Genomic DNA, 22,471 nt, shown 5'->3' with positions numbered 1-22,471 from the left:
TCATTTCTCCTCAACATCCGAGTCCTCTTCCGAAAACATCCACTCAACATCCACAACCCATTCCCAGTTCCAGCCTTCGGGTTTAGGGCGCTGCTGCCAGCGTTTGCGGATTTCATTAATTTCCTTATTCAATGCCTCATTATGTTTGACCGCAGATTCTTTATCCCCCATCGCCTGATACGGAATCGTTACGGTATATTCTTTACTGACGTAAGGTTCCGGCGGCGGATAATTCGCTTTGAGGCGCCGCCGTTTTTCAGCTGCTCTTTCTTTTCGCCGCCGCTTTTCCTCTTCAGGCAGCTTGGCATAGGACTCGGTCTGCAATGTAAGACCCTGACGGTAATACAGATAAGCGGTCATCCGGAACGAAACGTTCATTTGAAGGCTGAAATCAAACGACAGATCCGAATAGGGCAGCCACTCGCCGTACTTTTCCTCATACAGATCCAGTAAGGTATTCATCTTTTCCGGCTGCGTATAGCTGTCGCCGTCAAAACTCATCGGAGCACGCTGGCTGATGTAGCCGTTGAACCACTCCCGGTTCAGTTGCCCGACCATTTCAAGTGTAGATGCCGGCGCACCGGCTGTATCCAGTACCTGCCTGACTGCCTCATAGGTTTTCAGCTGCCGCTCGGGCGATTCCGCCCCTTGCGCAAAACTGCGGATTAAGGCCTGATATTCAACCTCCGGTGCATCCTTTTCATAGAGCACATCCAGCAGACCATACTTCGCGCAGATCGAAACCAGTTCGCTGTAACTGAACTCAAAATCTTTCAGCTCAAGGGTTCGGCCCCAGGAAAAATTCCCGTGAATGACGGTCGAACCTTTATGCTTAACCACCTGTCGTGCAAAAGCCGCCTTGGCATGGTCCTCCTCGATAAACTCTTTGCCCGGTATCCGCAAAAATACAGGCAAATTCCCCCACGAATCCCAGTTAGGCGATCCCGGCACGTCAAACGAACCTTTCCGCTGCGCTTTAATGTACCCCGGGAAATCCCGGATGATGAGAAGCGGCAGATCCGCATCGAAAAAATGAAGCGTAAAATTAAAATCCGTCACCTTCAGCCGAAGGAAATCCGCACGCGGCAGTTTCAGTGTACCGTGATGGCCTGTCGCATACGATGGCTCATAGACCGCTTCCGGCTCGTCTGTCGGTTCAATATAAATCGTATGCCCGTTCATCGGGCATCGATACTTCAGATACCGGAACTCATGATTAAACTGAAACACCTCGCACAGCTCACCCATGAGGATAAAAAAACTGTAACGGAAATCGGTGAATTTAAAAACCGCTTTACCGCAACCCTTCCCATTGGAATCCACCAGCCCCGCTTCCAGCCCCTCCTGCCGGAAGCGTCCCTTGAATTCCGTTACTCCGGCAAACGCGGTATCTATGCCGACCGCCGCCCCTGCCAGAAACAGAAGGGCGGCCCCCATGCGGAAATGAAGAATAAATTTCACCCGATTATTCCGCCAGCCGGACACGAATCAGATAAAAGCCCTGCGGTTCATCATAAATTTTCGACCAATCGGTGAATTCCGACTGCGGCCACTGAACGGTGCCGAGCGATTCCGCGCTGCTGTTGGTCAGGCTCGATTTCCAGTATACCTCATATTCCCGGCCCTCTACAGAAGGCCACTGAAGGGTAAAGGCATAAGGATCCGCCTCGATCTGCGAGATTTTGAAATACGAGGCGGCATTTGTTGGATTCGTTCCGGCAATATATTCATCCAGGTTCCCGGAAGCATCGCCGTCATAATCCTCATAAGTGCCCCCATTCAATGCATTCGTCGAACCGAAATACTGAATTTCCCAGGCATCCGGTAATAGGTCGGCATCGGCATCCGACGCATCCGTCCGAATAACAACCGCCATTGATTCCGCATATTTACCGACCACAAAAGCCACGTTGTCTTCATTAAAACCGGTGCGTACCCAGCCGTTATAAATCAGCAGCTCATTTTCACCTTCCTCAAGCGGAACGGAACCCTGCGCACGGGTACTGAGCGGCCCCTCTGCGGACGGGGCAAGCCCGACCGCATCATCCAGCGCATCGTAGTAAAGAAATTCCTGGTCATCGTATTCGGACGTAACTTCAAGGCCAATCAGCACCGCGTTGGAATCCGGCTCACTCCATTCTACATCGATTGCCGATGCCGCGGTAAGCGATCCATGCAGATCTACCGGAACCGTAAATTCAGGTGCCGTTCCGATGTCCGGAATCGGCGCGTCATTCTGCTGTAGAAACGGGATATAGGTTGAAACAAAAGTCCCGTTGTTTAAGCCGAGCGTAACCAGCCACTCACCGTCCCGGGCCGACGCATAAGGTTCACTCATCGGATCCGACGCTTCAAAGTCCCACTCAACCACACCCGCATCTGCAAACTCCTGCTCGAATTCCTCCACCACGTCACCGGCTGAGGTTTCCAGACGGACCGAAGTAACGCCGTACCCGGTCAGCACCTCAATGTCGTAAATCTGCTCATCATCCAATGCTCCCGGAGTGCCGAATGCCTTGGTATATTCAATCTGCACCAGTTCCACATGGTTGCTCAGCGTCTGCCCCCCGTAGATGCGGAAATTATCCACAAAAACCTGTCCCGCAATTTCCGGACTGTTTTCCGCACCGAAGAAAACGGCCGGACAGAATCCTTCCGGATCAATAGAGGAAAACGCTTCAACCGATACATTCGTATGCACAATATAATCCCCTCCGGAACTGTATGCACTGCTCAGCATCCCCGCTTTGGAATCATACGAGAGTTTCAACGAAAGTTTTTCAAAATCATGATTCTCTTCCGCCTCAATAACATCCGTCTCGTTAGTGGTCACATAGGTTTTCACCTCTGCCCCCACTCATTCAGCAGATACTCCATGGTCATCACCCCGTCCAGATCGCCATCAGCCAGCAGCGCCAGACCAAACCAGAATTCGCGATTGGTCATCGATGCGGAATCCACCAGGCAGTTGACATCCAGAGCCACCGACCAGTCCTGGGTCAGGCTCAGATTTCCTGCGTTCCATTTCCAGGCAACGTCACCCTCGGAATTGAGGTTGCTGCTGCATTCCAGCTGCCCGTTCGTTTCGCTCAGAGACTGCCCTTCATCGGCAAACAGCTCCTGCCACTTTCCGGTATCCACTGTATTATCGTTAAAATCATCTCCCTGCACGGCATGATTCACCCACTGCACAGGGAACTGCGTCAGACGATTAAACGTAATTTCGCCGTCCGCCGAAAAGCCGCTTCCGAAATAGTTGGTTCCATGGACAAACTCAATCGCACCGGTATACAGTTCATTGGTAAGACCCGGTCCCAGATCCCAGCTTCCAATATGATTTTCATCCATCTCCTCATAAAAAAATTCATCCCCTTCGAGCAATGAACCTTCACTGATCTGTACCGTCATCGCAGTTTCAGATTCCGGATTATTCCAGTACAGCTCCAGCGGATCAGCCAGATCCAGCTCCGCAGCCTGAGAAAAACCTTCCCCGATCAGAAACGGAATTTCCGGGAAATTATTCTCACCGAATGAAAATTCCTGAGTAATCGATCCTCCCGCACCTGTAAGAATCAGGCGATAGTCATCCTCACCCGGAAGCTCGCTCTCCATCGCCGCTGCTGAAGAATACTCCACCAGCAGCTCCCAATACGCTCCATCCTGATCAAACGCATACGATCCGGAAATATTCCCGCCCTCCAGCACAACCGAAGTCGCATCTCCGGGATCCATCGTCTCCACAGCGGCATACAGCACCCAGTTGACCGCTGACTCCGGAACGGTGTGATCAGCCGTCTGATCATAAATCTCCGCTTTCGTCACTTCCCAGAAATCAACCTCTGAATAGACTGCGGGAACAACAGAACACAGCAGGGCCAAACCTGCAAAGGTGGAATTTTTCATTTGATCTCCTAACATAGAATGTACGTTTCTTTAGACTGAATCCTAGCAAACAATACGCCAAATCCCACATATGTTGATCACTTTTTCATAAAGAAAAGATCGTCAAGATTTATATTTAAACAAACTATTTTAACCACCTGTTTTACAACAGCTAATAACATATTTCCGGAAAAACCCGCGATTGATCATATCTCCTGTTCACCGAAAAAAGTGTATCCGGTCTTTCCGGAAAAGGATTTCCGAAATTCGGCCTTATTTTGACCTAACCCGTTGTAGACTAAGGATAATATACAATATATCCTCACCGCCCGGCACCGGAACTTATCAGACAACTTTGAGCAACCTCGACATATTTGTAATAGAGAAACCCGGTGAAAACCAACGAAAGAACTTCTGACTCACATCCCGGAAACCGGCGTGCGGAAACGCCTTCAAAATTCTGATTAACGGACAGACATACGGGCGGGTTCCGTCTACACTTCCCCCGTTTAACCTAAAGGTGCCGTCATGGAGAAACTACAATCAATCACACCCATGATATGGATAATCATCGGAGCTGCTGTGCTGATCAGCACCTTTGTACTGTTCAACAAGGCGGTGAAATTCCTGCTGAAACTCGCGGTCATTTTTGTGATGCTTCTGTTCGTAGTTTATTTTCTGGTGCAGGCCGGTGTCATCGAACCCCCGAAGCTGGGAAACTGATATGAAACCGCTTATTGCATTGACCTGTCTGCTCACCGTGTCGGTTTACGCCGATGAAAGCATTCTGCTACAGCGCATTGTCGCCCTCGAAAAACGGGTGGCCGAACTGGAGGAAAAACTGGCACCGGTTCTGGAAGAAGAACGGGTTAAAGCCATTGCGGAGGAACAGAAAGCCCTCGCCCGAGAACGCATGCTGCTTGATGCGGAATACCTGAAACGCATTGATCTCAACCTCATTGAAAAAGCGTATCAGACCGGCAGTAAAGACTGGACCACAGAAGAAGCCGCCCGAGCTTTTAAACTGCTCATCGAAAAATATCCGCAGGCAAACCGGACCGGCTGCGCGGTGCTGAGTATGGCCCAGACCAAATCCGGAAACGAACAGATCGAACTGCTGGAAAAAGCCATCAACGAACACGGTACCTGCTACTTTTTAAACGGCGTAAATGTCGGCGCCTATGCCCGCCTCTATCTCGGAATGCGCTATCTTAAAGACGGTAAAAAAGAAAAGGCTGCACAGCTGTTTGAAGAGCTGAAAAACCATTTTCCCGATGCAATCGACCACAAAGGTCAACCGCTCACAACACACCTTGAAGGACTTCGATAAAGGATCATCCGAAAACGGCCAATCGGTACCCACCGGCATTTTCACCACTCGGTATTCAGATACAGCGCTTCAACTTCATCCCGCGCCCATTGGTGTTTACGCAGAAATTTCAGACTCGATTTAATGCTCGGTTCCCAGTTGAAACAACGGATATCAATCTGCTGCCCCAGCTTTTCCCAACCATAATGATCAACCAGACGGATCAGCAGTTTTTCCAGCGTAATGCCATGCAATGGATTATTCGGTTGTTTGTCCATTCTTTCTTCTCCACTGTCCGGAACTAATGCGCCATATATTCCGGAGGGATAACCGACTTCGGAACGAAAATTGCCGAAACCCGACCGGTTGGATAAAAACGGATCACCGCCACAACCGGCTCGGAGGGCACCGGATCGGGAACCTCTACCTTAAAAGGGCCGGATTTCAGAGTTCTGCCTCTGAAGTTCCAGCTCACTTCCACCTCGTTCTGCTCATACGCCCGCACCGGAATAAGTGTGGAAAAGAAACCCCGGGCTCCAATGTAACTGCAGGAAACCACCCTATGGTTTTCAATCACACACAGTTCAACATCCCTGATCGGAAAATCGGTGAGATTACGGAAGCCGCCGCCGACAATCTGCATCTCCGGCGCGGCACAGCCCGTTAAAAACAGCAGAGAAGCGGAAGCCCCCACCTGGGCCCATCGGAAAATTCCCCGCCGGTTGAATGCAAATCCGTATATATTCATGAAAGCATGCTGAAGGATTGCCGTTGAAAGAACCAGCTAAACCGCTACGATGTATCTTCTTTTTACGAAACCGTCAGAATGGCGGAGATACGTACTGCCGGTTTCCAGCCGGCTGCAACGAACAGGATTTTTCTATGGCATGGACAGGTAAAATTATCGGCGGCGTACTCGGCTCACTGCTCGGCCCGATCGGCACCGTCGTCGGCGTTGGCATCGGCCATCAGTTCGACAAAGGTACCAGTAAAGTTAAACAGATTTCCCAGACCTTCCAGGTCGCCTTCTTCGGCTGTCTGGCCAAAATGGCGCGGGCCGACGGAAAAATTACACAGGACGAGATCGATGCGGTTGAAGCCATTATGGCCCGGTTCCGCTACACCGGCGAAACCCGCAAACAGGCCATCGAAATTTTCCGCCGCGCTAAAGACGATCCGCACACGGCGGCGGATTACATCAACCAGCTCGCCGACGTCATTCAGTTTAATCCGCAGATTGCCATGACCTTTATCGGCGCACTGCACGCCGTAGCCGCGGCCGACGGTGCCATTCATGCCAATGAACGCGAAATTCTGCTGCAGGCCGAACGCGCCTTCCGCCTGCGTCCCGGCACCATCGATGCCATGCTCAACGGCGGGTTCGGCGGCGGCAGTGCAGGCGGAACCCGGCCGGCACAGGTCAATGCAGTTGAAAACGCCTATAAAGTACTCGATGTTTCCCCCGATGCATCCGACGCGGAAATCAAAAAAATCTACCGTCAGAAATGCATGGAATTCCATCCCGACAAACTGGCCTCAAAAGGCCTGCCGGAAGAATTCATGACCTATGCCCACGAACAGCTCGCCAAGGTCAACGAAGCCTACGACGTCATCAAAAAAGAACGCGGACTGTAAGAAGCGGAAACTGACCGGCGGCAGTCACGCCTTACCCAAACACATCTTTCTTTGCACGTAACACAGCAAATTCCTCCGGCGATTTCACCTGAAGAAACGGGTTGGATTTTTTTTCATGGCCCAGGGTCTGGAAAACCGCGGCCAGCGGTTCCGCTTCGTACAGCTCCAACCGCTCTTTTATAGCTTCATTCTCCGGATTGACCGAAAGCGCAAACGCCGCATTTTCCTCCAGATAATCATGCCCTCCGAAAACAACGGTTTCATCCGGTAGGGCTTTAATGGTTTCCAAGGACTGAAAAAACTGCTCCGCCGTTCCCCCATCATCCGTCCCACAGCACCGCCGATAATCGTGTCCCCGGCAAACAGGAGCTTAAGATCCGGAAAATAGTAACTTTTACAGACATCCAGATGTCCCGGCGTGGCCAATGACCGACACGTTGTTCCGAGGATTTCAAGCGTACGACTCTCCACTGCCGGACTGATGGACAGCACGCCCAGCCGATCCTGCACGGCACGGCATCCACCGACGTGGTCCCCGTGGTTATGTGTGATCAGAATATCGGTCAGCTGAAACGCTCCTTTTTCCAGCGCCTGAAAAACCGGTTCCGCTTCCCCGCAGTCGATAAGAATGGCCCGCCCGTCTTTGCAGAGCAGATAATTGAAGGTTTCGTAAGAATCCAGCAGCACCTGCACCACAATGAGTTTATAGACTCCAATAGAATATGTTGCTCGAATCATGTTCTGGATTGAACCACGAAATACACAAAACACACGTAAAAAACATGAACATACTTCGGCCGCTCAAAAAATATTAAATAATTTCCGTTCGGTTTAACCTTTGAGCGGGGATTATCAATCAAATGAATGAAAACATCGAATTATTGAAACAGTATGCAGAGCATGGCGACCAGACCGCCTTTGCGCAGATCGTCGAAAGCTACATCAATCTGGCCTACTCGGCCGCTCTTTCCTGCCTGGGCAATGCAGACCAGGCCGGAGATGCCTGTCAGCTCACCTTCCTGGAACTGTCTAAAAAAGCCGGAAAACTGTCGGACTCCGTTCAACTGGGCGGATGGATTCATGCGACGGCCCGTCATTTCTCCAAAAAAATCCAGCACTCGGAAGCACGCCGCCAAACACGCGAACAACGATATGTGGACGATATGAATATGCAGCAGGACCGTGAACCGGATTGGAGCCGGCTGATGCCGGAGATCCACGAAGCTATTGATCAACTTAATGCCGCCGAGCGTGAGGCCATTCTGCTGCGATTCTTCCAGCAGAAAAGTCTGGCCGAAGTGGGCTCGGTTCTCGGCATTACGGCCGATGCCGCACGTATGCGGCTGAACCGGGCGCTGGAGCGACTGAACCGCCAGATGGCCCTGCGCGGAATCTCCTCAACGGCGGCAGCACTGGCCGCAGCCCTTCCAACGCATGCCATGGTCGCGGCACCGGCAGAGTTGGCCAAAACCATTTCAACTTCCGTTCTTGCCGGTGCAGGAGTCACGCTTTCAGGAACCTCAACCCTAACAGGAGCAGTCATTACCATCATGAAAACAAAGACCGTACTTATCTCAGCCGTTGTCGCGACAACGGCTATCACCGGAACCGGAGTTTACCTATCCTCCCGACATACAGAAACAGCCCATACTGATCATCCTTCCGTTTCTGCTCCTCCCGCAGCGGTCGAGCCTGCAAGGGTAGAGCCGGCAGCAATCCAGAAAACCGTAAAAGCAGAAACCACAGATGCGTTTATTCCCGAACCTGAGCCTGCATCACTCGACATTGATCCGGTCTATTACCGGCAGGCAGAACAGGCCACCGGTATCCTGGAAATGGCCCTGCCCATGATGGGTAATCAAATGGTACAGGCCGCGTTGGCAAAACAGATCGAAAATCCTTCCAAAAAACTCCGGCACCGGCTTTCACTTGATCCGGAAGCGGTCGAACGATTTGATGAAATTCTGGCCGAACATGCCGCAACAGAAAAGCAACGCTTGCAGGATGCCGTAACGGCATCCTCTGAAGCCCTGAAAAACCTTCTGAAAACAGACCGGGAAGGATTAGTGAATTTCGTTGCACTGCAAACCATGCAGAAAGCCGGACAGCCCCTCTCGGCGGCGCAGGAAGAATATGTTCAGACCTACACAAAAAAAATGGCGGAAAACAATGTCCATATGGGTCTGGATGCAGGAAACACTCAAGCCCCGCGCCAATGGTATGAGGTAGAAGAGGTAATTGATTCGCTGAATGAAAACCTGACCATAGAGCAGCAGGAAGAGCTGGCTATCCAAATCGAAGAACAGAAAAACCGAAAGAAAGAAGAGGCCGCCTACAAACGAACCAATGAACTCGCCAACAGCCTGGGCCTGAATGAGGCGGACCGCACCGCATTATATAAATACCTCTATCAACATCCGGATGCCACGAACGAAGATATTACCGAACGGGTTACTCCGGAGCTTCGCGAGCTGATGCCGAACGGCGCCTTCCCCTTTGGAGCCGACGGCAGCGAAACCTTTCCGGAATCCGAAAAACAGAATCAATAAATACCGCGTGTTCAGAAGAACACCGCCAGCCAGACCGTTTTTCCGGTTTGCGCGGTTGAAGCTACACGGTGTTTTTCATGAGCGGGTATGAGTATGTGGTCACCGGGATTCATTTCAAGTTTCCGATCTTCAAATTCCAGAACAGCGGACCCCGAAATTAAAAGCACCCATTCATTCTGATCCTGATCATACCAGAAACCGGCCGGCGAAGCGTGGCCATCGGAAACAATCCGTTCAATCCGGATTCCGGAACCTTCAGCCAGTACGTCCACCAGCTCCTCCGGCAGTTGCCCGGGAATATCTTCAAACAGGTTCATGCTTCGCCTAACAGAATTCTGAGCACGGTATTGGCCTGCATATGAGCGGCAATACCGACTCGCGGCGCCATCAGACCGCAGCCGGGAACGGCCCCGGTTTCCAGATCACCGACAATATAAAGCCGGTCCCCCATTTTACGCACACCGATCGTTTCGCCCGGACCGTAACCCGCCAGGCCGGAGGCGGCAACCAGCGGAGCCGATTTGAAATGCTGCATGAGCATCGCTTTCTGATCCGCCCGGTCGAAAGCCTCGACCATGACGTCAACCGATCCGAAAAGATCCGGAATATTTTCCGGTGTAACTTTCACGCAGTGGGTTTCGTAAGTGACATAGGGATTAATCCGCTTCAGATTGGCCTCCAGAGCCTCGGTTTTGGTCATACCGAGCTGATCAATAAAAAACTGCTGCCGGTTGAGGTTACTGGGCTCCACCACATCAAAATCAGCAAGAATCAGTCTGCCGACTCCGATGCGCGCAAGAGCCACGGCAATGGCGGAACCGAGACCGCCGAGACCGGCAATCCCGACCGTTGCTTTTTTGATTTTCTCATGCACCCCGGGGGTGTGGCGCGAAACCATAAGGGCCTCCAGCTCCTCCGGCGGCGGAACCTCTCCCCGTTTAATGAGGTTTACGCGGTCTCCCTCTTTCAGCCAATGGTCATCGGTCACAGCGGCACCGTTATAGATGATGACATCTGCATCCGGCTTGATTTTTTGCTTAATGCCCAGGAGCGTTTCCTGTTCATCCACCTCAAGTTTCCGTTCGTTCAGCAAAATCTTCATAATGTGACAATAGACACCATTCCCCCGATGAGCGCAAAACAGAATTGCGTTCGCTTATTTTCAGCTCAATCGATACAATTTTATCTTTTCGCCGGGAACGGTTTAGATACACTGCGCCGCTTACATGGAGATTTTCATGCTCAGCAGAACAAAAAATTTCTTTCGGACCACGATTATCGGTGGAGTGATTGTCATCCTGCCGACAATGGTCCTGGTTTTTGCATTCCGCTGGCTTTTCGGGATCGTCAGCGAAGGCATTCGCCCTTTGACCGATCTGGTGATTCGAAATATTGATCTCCCGAGCCGCTACGACGAAGCCATCGCCAAAGCCCTTGTAATTTCGGTCATTATTCTCGGCTGCTTTCTGGTCGGACTGTTTGTCCGCACGCGGCTCGGCCAGTGGATTTTCAACGGCCTCGAAAACAGCATACTGAACCGGGCACCCGGCTATAAAATGGTCAAGGAAACCATTAATCAGCTGTTGCAGAAAAAGGGCTCGCCCTTTTCCTCGGTAGCACTGGTCCGTATTTTTGAAAATGATGTAAAGGTCACGGCCTTCATTACAGATCGGCATGACGATGGAACCGTTACGGTATTTGTTCCGACAGGACCGAATCCGACTTCCGGTTTTATTTATCATCTCAATGAAAAATATGTGCATCCCGTCGATGTTTCGGTGGAGGATGCCATGCGTTCAGTGATCTCGTGTGGGGCGGGATCGGAAAAACTAATTAAGGGATTAAAGGAAAATGTTTAAAAGAACGGCACTACTCGCACTGTTGTCACTCGCATCCATATCAACAACCACCATTGCAGAACGGCCGTGGGCTTCGACCAGCGAGCTGATTCTGCTGTATAACATCAATCCGGAATGGCAGATCTTCTCCAATTCCCGCCTTCGCTTCGGCGAGGATTTCGACACCTTCAATATGTGGTTTGCGGATATCGGGGCACACTACAGATTTCACAAAAACTTCAATATCGGTGCGGCATACCGTTATCTCGAATACCGTGTCGGAGGCGAATGGGAGGCGGAAAACCGTCCGATGATTCAGGGCCACTGGTTCGGTAAGGTGGCCGATATCAGTCTTCGTAACCGCTGCCGGTTTGAATTCCGCTATTATGATTTTGACCGCGATGACGATGTGCGCTTCCGGAACCAGACCCGGGCCGAATTTCCGTGGGGTATTTACGGCGTGAAGCCCTACCTCGAAGAAGAATTCTTCTACAGCTTCAATGCCGACAACATTCATCAGAACTGGCTCACCGGCGGTGTTTATTTTAAACCGGCGGACAAAACAAAAATTCGCGTCGCGTACCGCTGGGTCGCCTCCCGCTCCTCCAGCGCAACACATGAATGGAGCAGTTCAAACGAACTCTATCTGGCTCTGATTCAGAGTTTTTAAGCCATTCCGAACAGAAAATCCCGGCCGTAAAGCTTCCGCGAAAACGCGGGAGCTTTATGGTTTCCGGAGCGGTCAGGCAAACAGACCCTTCATCAGGTCGCTGCCCATTTCATCAACCGATTTCATCTGTTTGGTCGATTCGAGCAGGTCGGTGAGCGAAAGCAGCTCTTCAAGCAGGATCATCCGGGCGACATGCTGGTTCGGTTTCGGCACATGGATAATGATCCGGTTTTTTCCCTCCACCAGAGTAAACGCAATATCGTCTTTAAGTACCCGGAAAGTCGGTTCATCCGTGTGCAGATGGTGAACAAAGAATTCTTCGCGCTGCAGAGCCCGAACAAACCGGTTCACCAGAAATTCGGCAATATCGTGCGACGGAAATTCAAGTTCAATCACCTCAATATCCTCATCACCCTCCGCCATCTCTTTCCGCAGCCCGGACCCGCCTTCAAACGATTTCACCAGCAGCGGCGGCGCAAGCATCGTCGTCACCACCGTCATCATAATGGCCACGCCGAAAATCCCCTGGTCAATCACACCGCCCGCCAGACCGATCCCGGCCACAATCAGGGCCACTTCACCACGCGGCAGCATACCCAGACCGATACGCAGCGCCCCGCGCAGATTGAACCGCGTCAGCAGTGCCGGCAGACCGCAGCCGAAAACCTTTGAAAACACTGCGAACAGCGAATAAACGGAGCCGAAAAACAGCACCGGTTTCATGGCGGTAAAATCGACCATCATTCCCATTACACAGAAAAAAATCGGAACAAGAATATTATATACGCCCTGAAGATGATGTTCGATTTCGTTCACCAGATCCGTCCGGGAAAGAGCCAGCCCCATAATGTAGGCCCCGATGATCATCGCAAGCCCCGCCATTTCCGCCAGCCCGGCCAGCAGCAAAGCCAGCCCGAAACAGATCGCCACAATCATATCTTTGGATTTAAAGCGTTTAATCAATGCCGTGATTCTGCGGCTGAAAGCGAGCCCCATCCCGGTAACCACCACAAAAAAGCCTACGGCTTTAAGCGCAATCAGTCCGATAGCCCCCCACGCCACAGGTCCACCGCCCGAACCCGCCTTCGCCATCCCCATGACAATTGCCAGCGTAATAATCCCGAAAACATCATCAAATACCGCCCCGGCCAGAATTGTCACTCCTTCCGGTGAGGCCATTTTCCGTTTTTCCGCCAGAATTCGCGCCGTGATTCCCACAGAAGTCGCCACCGAAATGACCCCCAGAAACAGCGCAGGCGGCTGCATGAAATGATCGATCCCGTTCCCCGGCCACACAACCGCCACGAGATCTCCGATTACAAACGCCGTAACCAGACCGCCCAGACCGACAATGGAACCCACAACGGAATACCGGAGAAACGCCGCAATATCGGTTTCGAGCCCGGCAAGAAACAGAAGAATGATCGAAGCCAGCGTGGCAATACCGTAAAGCTCCGCCGACGCAGCAAACCCATGATTTTCCACAAAAAGCTGTCCCAGAACCGGAAGATGAATCAGACCGCCAAGCGCATAAGGACCGATAATCATCCCGGAAGCAAGCTCGCCCAGAACAGACGGCATTCTGAAATAATGCTGCGCAAAAAAACCGCCGATTTTTGCAAAGACAATGATCACCGCAAGCTGGATGATCAGATGCATCATCATGTGGGTAATGCCGTGTTCAGCTTCGGCGGCAAAATGTTCTTCCAGTTCGGTCTCGATGGCCTGCTGTTCAGCAGCCCCCCCCCGCTCATCGGCTGATCGCTCGGCCCCGGCATGTTCCTGCAGTTCAACCGCATGGATTTCCCGGTCCCGATGCACCCCGTCTGCCGCGCTGACGGACCCGGTTAATGGAAGAATGATCAGGAACGCGGCGAGAAGACTTTTGAACATCAGCTTATTTTCCCGTGAGGAGTTCGTACATTTCAGCGCGCGTTTTCGCCTGCAGCAGCTTTTCCCGTTCTGCCGGCTGACTGATGGCCCGGCTGACTTCGGCCAGAAACTGAATATGCGGACCGGTACGCTTTTCCGGCGACAGCGTCATGATGAAAATATGCGAGGGCATACCGTCCATGGAGTCAAAATCCACGCCCTCCTTATGTACGCCGATGGCCGCAACCAGCTCACTCACCGCATCGGTTTTTCCATGCGGTATAGCCACCCCGTTCTGCATCCCGGTCGACATTTTGGATTCGCGGTCCAGTACCGCTTTCAGCACCGCATCGCGTTCCTGCACTTTTCCTGCATCTACAAGACGGTCCACCATCTCCTCAATAACCCCGATTTTGAATCGCTCTTCAGATCGATCCATACGGTTTCCGGTGTTAACACTTTTTTCAGATTCATTCCCGCCAGCCCCTACCTTGGCAAAGTTAGCAGAACATTTTGATGAGATTACGCACAAGGTCAATAGTTTTATGGTTCCGACTCGGAATAGTGACGCCATTACCGCGTTCCACAGCAGACTCCCCCGCCTCCTTCCTGTGGCCGATCCCGGTCGCCGGGCGGCATGATCCTTCTTCCGAACGGCGTCCTGTTCCGGCCAAAACATTCATATCACCCCTGTAAATATTGGCTTTTTAGCCATTTTGCTGTTGCGAACCGCTTCTGAATACCTTAGAAATTGCGGTCACATGGGCTGATACGGAGTCAGCCTTCAGTTGTTGGAAATTTTAACCAGGAAAGTATGAGGAGTTCATAAAATGGGAAAACCTATGACCAAATCGCAAATCATCGCAGCCGTTGCTGAAAAAGCAGATATTTCTAAAGCTCAGGCCAAAGACGCCCTCGAAGGCCTCGCCGAACTCGCATACGAAGGTGCCGCTGACGGCTTCACCATCCCCGGCATCGGCAAACTGGTTAAAGTTGAACGTGCTGCACGTCAGGGCCGTAACCCGGCTACCGGTGAAACCATTCAGATTCCGGCTAAAACCGTGCTGAAATTCCGCATCGCGAAAGCTGCAAAAGACGCAGTACTCTAATCACCGCTTTGCATGAAATGCACCGTCCTGTTTTCAGGACGGTTCTTTTTTACCGATGAAAACAATAAAAACTATTTTCGCCCTCATCACAGCAGCAGGTGCTCTCACATTCAGCGGCTGTGCAACACATGATGAATATCAGGACGAGCAGGAATATTCCAATATGCCCTGGAATACGCCTCAGGACTGGGAGGGCTCCCGCTCCATACCCGGCATCAGCGGAAGCAGCGGCTATTAAGTAAAAACCCGTTTATTGACGGTTTTTGGGCTAACACGGACAGCTGCAGGAAAGGAACATAAAACGTCAGTATTTCTGCGAAACGTCCATCTTTTTCTACAGCATGTGCTGCAGCGCTTTGGCTTTGAGCCGGGCTTCTTCAGCGGATTCAAAGGCTTCGGCATAATCCACCAGCAGAACCACTCGCTTATCATCGCGTACCTCAAGAATACCTTCGCCGACGGCATAATGGAGAAGCCGACCCCCGGCTTCTGTAATCTTCAGTGCTCCGGGAATCAGAGCGGCAATCATCGGCCGATGATTCGCCATTACGCCGAACGACCCGTCAATACCGAATGCCTGAACCGCTTCCGCAGAACCGGACCAGACGGTTCCTTCGGGACTGATAATCTGTACGGGAAACATTGCCATAATCAGAGCTTCTTCGCTTTTTCGAGCACGTCGTCAATATCACCGGCCATATAGAATGCCGTTTCCGGGACATCGTCATGCTTACCCTCAAGCAGTTCTTTAAAGGAACGGATCGTATCTTCGAGCGGAACAAAAATACCGTCAATACCGCTGAACTGTTTGGCCACATCAAACGGCTGCGACAGAAACTTCTGCACTTTACGCGCCCGGTTAACGATCAGCCGGTCTTCTTCTGAAAGTTCATCCATCCCCAGAATGGCGATGATATCCTGCAGGTTTTTATATTTCTGCAGAATTTCCTGCACGCCGCGAGCAACATTGTAGTGTTCTTCGCCGACAATGTTCGGGTTGAGAATGGTCGAGGTCGACGTCAGCGGATCCACCGCCGGATAAATGCCCAGTTCGGAAATCGGGCGGGACAGTTCAGTGGTGGCATCCAGATGGGCAAAAGTAGTAGCCGGGGCCGGGTCGGTATAGTCGTCGGCCGGAACGTAGACCGCCTGAATCGAAGTAATCGATCCGCTTTTAGTCGAGGTAATACGTTCCTGCAGCGCGCCCATATCCGTTCCGAGCGTCGGCTGATAGCCCACGGCGGAAGGAATCCGGCCGAGCAGTGCGGAAACCTCGGACCCGGCCTGGGTGAACCGGAAAATATTATCCACAAAAAGCAGGACATCCTGATTCATTTCATCGCGGAAATATTCCGCCATGGTCAGTGCCGAAAGCGCGACCCGGGCGCGGGCGCCGGGCGGCTCGTTCATCTGGCCGTAAACCATTGCGGTTTTATCCATCACTCCGGCTTCGCCCATTTCACGGTAAAGTGCAGTACCTTCACGGGTACGTTCGCCGACGCCGGCAAATACGGAATACCCCCCATGCCCTTTGGCAATGTTGTTGATCAGCTCCTGAATCAATACGGTTTTACCAACGCCCGCCCCGCCGAACAGACCAACTTTTCCGCCTTTTTTATACGGCGCCAGCAGGTCGATTACCTTGATTCCGGTAATCAGCATGTTGTCCGCCGTATCCTGCTGATCAAATGCCGGGGCATCGCGATGAATCGGCGAAGTGGAATCGCTGGAAATCGGCCCGGCCTGATCAATCGGCTCTCCCAGCAGATTCATTACACGGCCGAGTGTTGCAGTGCCGACCGGCACACGAATCATATCACCGGTATCACGAACCTCGGCGCCGCGTACCAGCCCTTCGGTGGTATCCATAGCAATGCAGCGGACCGTATTATCTCCCAGGTGCTGCGCCACTTCGAGCGTCAGGTTATCCGGTTCATCGCCGATGCTCGGGTTGGAAAGTTTGAGGGCAGAGAGAATGTCCGGAAGATGCCCTTCCGGAAATTTCACATCAATCACCGCGCCCAGAATCTGGGAAATTTTACCCGTTGTGGTGGCTGTAGTCATAAGTCCGCTCCTGTTTCTTACAGTGCTTCCGCACCGGAAATAATCTCTATCAATTCCGTGGTAATCGCCGCCTGGCGAGCCCGGTTGCGCAACAGCGTATATTCATCAATCATCTTATTCGCATTGGTTGTAGCATTATCCATAGCCGTCATTCGTGCACCGTGCTCTCCGGCCGCATTTTCCAGCAGTGCATAGAACACCTTGAACACCACCAGCCGGGGAATCAGCCGCTCCAGCAGTTCGGAAAGCGGTGGCTCGGAGATGAAATCCTCCTCCCGGATAGTTTCAACCGAATCATGATCATCCAGCGTGGACATCGGCAGCGGCATCAGCTGATCCATCTGCGGCACCTGCGAAAGCGGACTGACAAAGTGGTTATAAATCATATGCACCTCATCAACCCGGCCGCTTACAAATGCCGCTTCAAGCTCCTCGGCAATTTCCGCGGCATCGCGGGAATTCGGGGCAGCCGTTACCCCGGCATAATTTTTGAAAACGGGCGCCCGGTTTCCGAAATGCAGAAATCCGCGGCGACCGCAAAAGGCCATACTGACCGCTTTCCCTTCGGCTTCAAAAGCGGCACACCGGCCTTCAACATATTTGATCAGTGTATTATTGAATCCGCCGCACAGTCCCTTATCAGAGGAAAACACCAGCAGCAGGATGTTTTTTGTTTCGGCCGCCGGCTGCAGCAGCGGATGCATATCCTCTTTCACCGATCCGGCCACGCGGTAGATCAGGTTGTTGACCTCGTGCGCATAATCCTTGGCCCGGTTTTCCGCTTCCTGCGCACGCCGCAACTTACTCGCCGAAACCATTTTCATGGTTTTGGTGATTTTAACCGTATTTTTCAGACTGCTGAGTTTGCGGTTATATTCCTTAATGCTCGCCATGCGTTTTTACCGGATCTTTTTATACGGTGTAGTTTTTTTAAATGCTTCCAGAGCCGCCCGAAGCTCTTCCTTAAGATCGTCGCTCATGGCTTTTTCTTCGCGGATACGGCGCAGTACATCGGCATAATTTGAATCCATCGCCTCATACAGCGCAGCCTCAAAAGCACCGACTTTATCGACCGGAATATCGTCCAGAAAACCCTCTGTTCCCGCAAAAATAATCACGATCTGTTTCGCCGCTTCAAGCGGAACATGAACACCCTGCTTAATGATTTCCATCAGTCGCTGTCCGCGTTCCAGCAGCTTCCGCGTCGATTCATCGAGGTCCGAAGCAAACTGGGAGAAAGCAGCCAGCTCCCTATACTGGGCCAGATCCAGACGGAGCGTACCGGCGGTCTGTTTCATCGCTTTGATCTGCGCATCGCCGCCGACACGCGAAACCGAAAGTCCCGGGTTAATGGCCGGACGCTGCCCGGAATTAAACAGATCCGATTCCAGAAAAATCTGACCGTCGGTAATCGATATTACATTGGTCGGAATATAGGCCGAAACGTCACCATCCTGCGTTTCAATAATCGGAAGAGAAGTCAGACTGCCTCCCCCTTTTTCGGCGCTCATTTTGGCGGAGCGTTCGAGCAGGCGGGAATGCAGATAAAACACATCCCCGGATAGGCTTCGCGGCCCGGCGGCCGGCGGAGCAGCAGCGAAAGCTGACGATAGGCCTGAGCCTGTTTAGTGAGATCGTCATAAATGATGAGCGCATGTTTTCCGCTGTCACGGTAGAATTCGGCCATCGCAGTGCCGGAGAACGGAGCCAGAAACTGCATCGGCGCGGGATCGGAGGCCGTAGCCGCAATAATGGTGGTATATTCCAGTGCTCCGTGGCTGCGCAGCGTTTCCGCCACCTGAACAACGGTGGAACGCTTCTGACCGATCGCCACGTAGAAACAGTGCACATCTTCACCGCGCTGGTTGATGATGGTATCAATCGCCAGCGCAGTCTTTCCGGTTTTACGGTCGCCGATAATCAGCTCGCGCTGCCCGCGGCCGACGGGGGTCAGCGCATCGATGACTTTAATCCCGGTCTGCATCGGTTCATGTACATCCTGGCGGTCGATAATCCCCGGAGCCTTGACTTCAATCCGGCGGTATTCAATGTCCTGCAGTGCGGGACCACCGTCGATCGGAACCCCAAGCGCATCCACCACCCGGCCGATCAGGGCATCACCGGCCGGAACCGAAGCAATCTGCTCGGTGCGTTTTACAAGATCGCCCTCTTTAATACCGGAATCCACACCGAAAATGGCCACACCGACATTATCCTCTTCGAGATTGAGTGCCATACCTTTCATGCCGTTGGCAAATTCAACCAGCTCACCGGACATCACCTGGGAAAGGCCGTGTACACGGGCGATTCCGTCGCCCACACTGAGCACAGTACCGACTTCATAATCGATGACCTTCCCGCTGAAATCTCTGAGCTGCTGCTTCAGAATGGCTGAAACTTCGTCTGGCTTGATATCTATCGCCATGGTTTTACCTTCTACTACTTAAGACTCATTCGCACTATGCACGGATCACAGATTGTTCAAACTGATCCAGTTTACTCAACAGGCTGAAGTCCCGGATATGATCTCCAACCCTGATTTTAAAACCACCGATGAGTGAACGGTCCACCTGCACATCGGCTTCAATCGTTTTCTGATACTGTTCGCGCAGTTTCGCAAGCATCGCGTCAAGCTGCTGTTCAGTCAGTTCATGAGCGGCTGTAATACTCACTTTGATAATCTCCTGCTCCTCACAGGTCATCTCTTCAAACACCTCACAGATCGCCCGCAGTTCCGCCAGCCGGTTCCGCGCAACCAGAAAACGGAGAAACCGCAGGGTAACCGGATGCGCTGTTGCTTCAAACAACGCCACGATCGTCTTCTCCGCTTCTGCCGGAGGAATGGTCGGATTGAGCGCAAAATCCGAAAACTCCCGGGAAGCATCATAGAGTGCGGCAATTCCCGCACAATCCGCACGAACCTCGTCTTTTGCATGCTGCTCTCCGGCAAAATCAAAGAGCGCACTCGCATATCTTCTGGAAACGGATGTCACTTCCATCGGGGTTACAGCTCCTGAATCAGTTTATCCGTCAGTGCCCGGTTTTTCTCATCGTCCAGATTGGCATCGATCAGTTTCTCCGCGAGCTCGCGGGCCCACTTTGCACTCTCCATACGGAGCGTTTCTTCTGCAATGGCCCGGGAGGATTCAATATCGCGGGCCGCGTTTTCGGTCAGAATCTGTGCGGCATCATGCGCTTTTTCCTCAATCACTCTGGCCTGTTCATACGCGGCTTTCCGCCCGGATTCCACAATCGCTCTGGCTTTGCTCTCCGCCTGTTTGATCTGTTCTGCTTTGAACGCCTCAAGCTGCTCCATTTCCTGCCGGAGCTTTTCGGCATTATCGATCGATTCCTGAATCTCCTCTTCGCGCTTATCGAGCGCACTGAGAATCGGTTTCCAGGCGATTTTATAGAGTGCCAGCAATGTGATCGCGAACAGGACCCAGGTCCAGATAACCATCCCGCCGGAGATTTCCATGGGATTCACTCCCTCATGGTGATCTCCCTCATGCACGGCATGCGCTTCAATGATCTCTGCCAGCCCCTGAGATTGTTCGGTATTTTTTGCCGAATCGGCCATACGCACTCCTTGACAATGCCGCTTTAACGTTGAATTAGTTCGCCAGGAAGCAGATCACCGCACCGAACAGGGCAACACCTTCAATCAGGGCGCAGGCAATCAGCATCGCCGTCTGAATTTTCGGAGCTGCTTCCGGCTGACGGGCCATCGCTTTCATAGCGGAAGATCCAATCCAGCCGATACCGAATGCCGCAGCAAAAACAACAAGTCCTGCACCGAGTACTGCTAAGTTCATAATGTTCTCCTGAGTCTATTTTGTTTACGTTACTTTATTCAAAATCAATTCATCAATGAGCCGGATGATACATCTCGCCGATAAACATCGCAGAGAGCACCGTGAACACATACGCCTGCAGGAAAGCAATAAAGACTTCCAACAGATTAATCGCCAGCGCCATACCCAATGCCGGCAGTGCCCAGTAACCGAAGGTCACAAGCAGCCCGACCAACGAAAAAACCACAATATGTCCGGCCAGCATGTTGGCAAAAAGACGAATGGTCAGCGCCACGCATTTGATTACCAGCCCGATCATCTCGATCGGCATCAGAATCACCAGAATCGGCCACGGCACGCCCTCCGGCGCAAAAGCCTTGAAAAAGCTGATCGGGCCGTTCACATACATCGCCCCGAAAACCATAAAAAAGAAGGTGACCGAGGCCAGGCCGAAGGTGACATTGATATTGCCTGTTGCCGTGGAAAAAAGCGGGCAGAGCCCCATCAGATTACTGGTAAGAATAAAGAAGAAGAAGGTCAGAAAAAGCGGAGCCATTTTCCGGCCGTCTTTTTCCCCTAGATAGGCAATACTGATTTCGTTGCGTACAAAAAGCACCAACGCCTCCAATGCATTGGTCCAGCCGCGCGGCGCTTTTCCTTTCTGATAGCGGTAAAAAGCACCGAAGCTCACGATAAGCAGAAGGCTGGCAACAATCAGCATGACAGCGTTATTACTCATCCACGGCGGCAGATGCAGGCTCCACAGCGGGGTATGCCATTCCCCGGAATCCGTTACGTGATGCATCACCCACTGGTTTACATAATGCGCGCGATCAGCGGTTTCATGCGCCGCATGCTGCAAATCCTCCACTATATGCAAATCGTTCGTCATCCGTTCTTTTCACCGGTTGCCGGCAACCCGCCCTTCAACGTAAAAACGTGCCATCCATAAATTTCCGCCGCAATAAAAGCCATATATCCGAACTTTGACATCAGCACAAAACTCGTTACTTCCACACACTGCCATTCCACAATGGCCAGCAGTGCGCAAAGAAAAACAGCCGCCCGGACGCCGTTGAGCAGGAAACCCCACACAAAAAAACCGCCGAATTGCTGCTTTATGGCCTTATTCGCTATAAAGATACCGATATATGCATTAACCAAAACGAGTATCCAACTATAAAATAACTCTTTTCTAGGGGTATTCTGATCATCTATTCCTGCAATTAACGCCGTCACCCCTAAAAAAAGGCCCATTGAGACCGCCAAAGCGCGTGTCCAGACCAGCGTCATGGGATCTATCGGATGAATCATTTCCGGCATTCCTTTTCATCATTTGTGCTCATTTCCATCTCATCGTTCTGCCGGTTCATCATCAGAATCAGCTTCCAGATTTCATACGCTCCGTAAAAAAGACCCAGCCCGATTCCGATCAGTGTAAACAGCGGTTCCCTGCCGGATTTTGTATCCAGCCAATGCCCGCCCAGCCCGAAAATCACCATGCCGGCGGCAAACGAGGTCCCGAAACCAACGGCTGCACCGGTCCGCCTGCGCTCCTCAAATGAAGCGCCATCTTCTTTAAAAGATCTGATCATTCGCATTTTACCAACAGGTTATTTCAGCCTATGCGCACACCATAATAAAATGGAACCAAAATACCACTATATTCGAACACCTATTCATCATTCCTGTTTTCAGCCCTTGGAAAATGCTTTCTATTCCCTCCAAGGTCTGGAACATTAATCTTTC

The 22,471-nt window shown here is 51.9% G+C and carries 27 protein-coding genes and 2 pseudogenes; 8 read left to right on the top strand and 21 right to left on the bottom strand.

All coding sequences use genetic code 11. The annotated features are described in order from the left end of the window. Genes EGM51_15130 through EGM51_15120 form a run of 3 tightly spaced genes read right to left on the bottom strand, consistent with a single transcriptional unit; the run spans position 1 to position 3,903 of the window. Positions 1-1,461 carry a hypothetical protein gene (locus EGM51_15130; GenBank protein QBG48670.1) on the bottom strand — a complete coding sequence of 487 codons (1,461 nt, stop codon included), beginning with the start codon at positions 1,459-1,461 and terminating at the stop codon, positions 1-3. Between the two features lie 4 nt (positions 1,462-1,465). After that, positions 1,466-2,845: a hypothetical protein gene (locus tag EGM51_15125; protein ID QBG48669.1), complete on the bottom strand. Its 1,380-nt coding sequence runs from the start codon at positions 2,843-2,845 to the stop codon at positions 1,466-1,468. Next, on the bottom strand, positions 2,842-3,903 hold the full coding sequence (locus EGM51_15120; GenBank protein QBG48668.1) for a hypothetical protein: 1,062 nt from the start codon (positions 3,901-3,903) through the stop codon (positions 2,842-2,844). Before EGM51_15120 ends, EGM51_15125 begins: the two co-directional genes overlap by 4 nt. A gap of 507 nt (positions 3,904-4,410) precedes the next feature. Between EGM51_15120 and EGM51_15115 the strand changes: the two genes are divergently transcribed. Then, positions 4,411-4,605 (top strand): hypothetical protein, encoded by a 195-nt coding sequence (locus tag EGM51_15115; GenBank protein QBG48667.1) that lies wholly within the window; start codon positions 4,411-4,413, stop codon positions 4,603-4,605. A gap of 1 nt (position 4,606) precedes the next feature. Further along, positions 4,607-5,212, top strand: coding sequence for a tetratricopeptide repeat protein (locus tag EGM51_15110; GenBank protein QBG48666.1), 606 nt, complete (start codon positions 4,607-4,609; stop codon positions 5,210-5,212). Between the two features lie 41 nt (positions 5,213-5,253). On the opposite strand, the gene EGM51_15105 is transcribed toward EGM51_15110, so the two are convergent. Continuing rightward, on the bottom strand, positions 5,254-5,469 hold the full coding sequence (locus EGM51_15105; GenBank protein ID QBG48665.1) for a DUF2132 domain-containing protein: 216 nt from the start codon (positions 5,467-5,469) through the stop codon (positions 5,254-5,256). A 23-nt stretch (positions 5,470-5,492) separates the two neighbouring features. Continuing rightward, entirely contained in the window at positions 5,493-5,939 is a 447-nt protein-coding gene (locus EGM51_15100) for a hypothetical protein (GenBank protein ID QBG48664.1), read from the bottom strand. A gap of 134 nt (positions 5,940-6,073) precedes the next feature. On the opposite strand from EGM51_15100, the gene djlA reads away from it, so the two are divergent. Further along, positions 6,074-6,826, top strand: coding sequence for a co-chaperone DjlA (gene djlA / locus EGM51_15095; GenBank protein QBG48663.1), 753 nt, complete (start codon positions 6,074-6,076; stop codon positions 6,824-6,826). A gap of 31 nt (positions 6,827-6,857) precedes the next feature. Here the strand turns inward: djlA and EGM51_15090 are convergent, their stop codons facing one another. Together EGM51_15090 and EGM51_15085 are read right to left on the bottom strand one after the other, a co-directional pair. Next, positions 6,858-7,115 (bottom strand): hypothetical protein, encoded by a 258-nt coding sequence (locus tag EGM51_15090; protein QBG48662.1) that lies wholly within the window; start codon positions 7,113-7,115, stop codon positions 6,858-6,860. Beyond that, on the bottom strand, positions 7,004-7,564 hold the full coding sequence (locus EGM51_15085; protein ID QBG48661.1) for an MBL fold metallo-hydrolase: 561 nt from the start codon (positions 7,562-7,564) through the stop codon (positions 7,004-7,006). The genes EGM51_15090 and EGM51_15085 overlap by 112 nt, the downstream gene beginning before the upstream one ends. A gap of 122 nt (positions 7,565-7,686) precedes the next feature. Between EGM51_15085 and EGM51_15080 the strand changes: the two genes are divergently transcribed. After that, positions 7,687-9,375, top strand: a complete 1,689-nt coding sequence (locus EGM51_15080) for a sigma-70 family RNA polymerase sigma factor (protein ID QBG48660.1) — start codon at positions 7,687-7,689, stop codon at positions 9,373-9,375. Between the two features lie 11 nt (positions 9,376-9,386). Here the strand turns inward: EGM51_15080 and EGM51_15075 are convergent, their stop codons facing one another. After that, positions 9,387-9,692, bottom strand: coding sequence for a cupin domain-containing protein (locus EGM51_15075; GenBank protein ID QBG48659.1), 306 nt, complete (start codon positions 9,690-9,692; stop codon positions 9,387-9,389). Next, positions 9,689-10,477 carry a sulfur carrier protein ThiS adenylyltransferase ThiF gene (gene thiF / locus EGM51_15070; protein ID QBG48658.1) on the bottom strand — a complete coding sequence of 263 codons (789 nt, stop codon included), beginning with the start codon at positions 10,475-10,477 and terminating at the stop codon, positions 9,689-9,691. Before thiF ends, EGM51_15075 begins: the two co-directional genes overlap by 4 nt. Positions 10,478-10,601: 124 nt before the next feature. Between thiF and EGM51_15065 the strand changes: the two genes are divergently transcribed. Further along, positions 10,602-11,234 carry a DUF502 domain-containing protein gene (locus EGM51_15065; protein ID QBG48657.1) on the top strand — a complete coding sequence of 211 codons (633 nt, stop codon included), beginning with the start codon at positions 10,602-10,604 and terminating at the stop codon, positions 11,232-11,234. Beyond that, positions 11,227-11,883: a DUF2490 domain-containing protein gene (locus EGM51_15060; GenBank protein ID QBG48656.1), complete on the top strand. Its 657-nt coding sequence runs from the start codon at positions 11,227-11,229 to the stop codon at positions 11,881-11,883. The genes EGM51_15065 and EGM51_15060 overlap by 8 nt, the downstream gene beginning before the upstream one ends. A 72-nt stretch (positions 11,884-11,955) precedes the next feature. Here EGM51_15060 and EGM51_15055 read toward each other — a convergent pair whose 3' ends face one another. Both EGM51_15055 and EGM51_15050 read right to left on the bottom strand, forming a co-directional pair. Continuing rightward, positions 11,956-13,776 carry a cation:proton antiporter gene (locus tag EGM51_15055; protein ID QBG48655.1) on the bottom strand — a complete coding sequence of 607 codons (1,821 nt, stop codon included), beginning with the start codon at positions 13,774-13,776 and terminating at the stop codon, positions 11,956-11,958. A gap of 4 nt (positions 13,777-13,780) precedes the next feature. Then, positions 13,781-14,229 (bottom strand): annotated as a pseudogene (locus EGM51_15050) (PTS sugar transporter subunit IIA). A 356-nt stretch (positions 14,230-14,585) separates the two neighbouring features. Between EGM51_15050 and EGM51_15045 the strand changes: the two are divergent. Further along, positions 14,586-14,864 (top strand): HU family DNA-binding protein, encoded by a 279-nt coding sequence (locus tag EGM51_15045; protein ID QBG48654.1) that lies wholly within the window; start codon positions 14,586-14,588, stop codon positions 14,862-14,864. A 55-nt stretch (positions 14,865-14,919) separates the two neighbouring features. Then, positions 14,920-15,102, top strand: a complete 183-nt coding sequence (locus EGM51_15040; GenBank protein QBG48653.1) for a hypothetical protein — start codon at positions 14,920-14,922, stop codon at positions 15,100-15,102. Between the two features lie 96 nt (positions 15,103-15,198). On the opposite strand, the gene atpC is transcribed toward EGM51_15040, so the two are convergent. The 10 genes and pseudogenes from atpC to EGM51_14990 all read right to left on the bottom strand — a co-directional run bounded on the left by atpC (position 15,199) and on the right by EGM51_14990 (position 22,323). Then, the gene (gene atpC / locus EGM51_15035) at positions 15,199-15,513 is read right to left on the bottom strand and encodes an ATP synthase F1 subunit epsilon (GenBank protein ID QBG48652.1); all 315 of its coding nucleotides are present in this window, start codon (positions 15,511-15,513) and stop codon (positions 15,199-15,201) included. 2 nt (positions 15,514-15,515) lie between these two features. Further along, a complete protein-coding gene (gene atpD, locus EGM51_15030) occupies positions 15,516-16,928 on the bottom strand; it encodes a F0F1 ATP synthase subunit beta (protein QBG48651.1) in 1,413 nt (470 codons plus the stop codon). 17 nt (positions 16,929-16,945) lie between these two features. Next, complete coding sequence (gene atpG / locus EGM51_15025) at positions 16,946-17,821, bottom strand: ATP synthase F1 subunit gamma (GenBank protein ID QBG48650.1); 876 nt, start codon at positions 17,819-17,821, stop codon at positions 16,946-16,948. Positions 17,822-17,827: 6 nt separating this feature from the next. Further along, positions 17,828-19,347, bottom strand: a pseudogene (locus EGM51_15020) (F0F1 ATP synthase subunit alpha). A 40-nt stretch (positions 19,348-19,387) separates the two neighbouring features. Beyond that, on the bottom strand, positions 19,388-19,927 hold the full coding sequence (gene atpH, locus EGM51_15015; GenBank protein ID QBG48649.1) for an ATP synthase F1 subunit delta: 540 nt from the start codon (positions 19,925-19,927) through the stop codon (positions 19,388-19,390). Positions 19,928-19,932: 5 nt separating this feature from the next. Continuing rightward, complete coding sequence (gene atpF / locus EGM51_15010; protein QBG48648.1) at positions 19,933-20,508, bottom strand: ATP synthase F0 subunit B; 576 nt, start codon at positions 20,506-20,508, stop codon at positions 19,933-19,935. Between the two features lie 34 nt (positions 20,509-20,542). Further along, positions 20,543-20,743: an ATP synthase F0 subunit C gene (atpE, locus tag EGM51_15005; GenBank protein QBG48647.1), complete on the bottom strand. Its 201-nt coding sequence runs from the start codon at positions 20,741-20,743 to the stop codon at positions 20,543-20,545. A 52-nt stretch (positions 20,744-20,795) separates the two neighbouring features. Further along, a complete protein-coding gene (atpB, locus tag EGM51_15000; protein QBG48646.1) occupies positions 20,796-21,614 on the bottom strand; it encodes an ATP synthase F0 subunit A in 819 nt (272 codons plus the stop codon). Further along, entirely contained in the window at positions 21,611-22,045 is a 435-nt protein-coding gene (locus EGM51_14995) for a hypothetical protein (GenBank protein QBG48645.1), read from the bottom strand. The genes atpB and EGM51_14995 overlap by 4 nt, the downstream gene beginning before the upstream one ends. Next, the gene (locus tag EGM51_14990) at positions 22,033-22,323 is read right to left on the bottom strand and encodes an AtpZ/AtpI family protein (protein ID QBG48644.1); all 291 of its coding nucleotides are present in this window, start codon (positions 22,321-22,323) and stop codon (positions 22,033-22,035) included. Before EGM51_14990 ends, EGM51_14995 begins: the two co-directional genes overlap by 13 nt. Positions 22,324-22,471 lie beyond the last annotated feature (148 nt).

The sequence above is a fragment of the Verrucomicrobia bacterium S94 genome, from assembly GCA_004299845.1.
GTDB lineage: Bacteria > Verrucomicrobiota > Kiritimatiellia > Kiritimatiellales > Pontiellaceae > Pontiella.
This window is presented reverse-complemented; position numbering and strand designations above follow the sequence as displayed.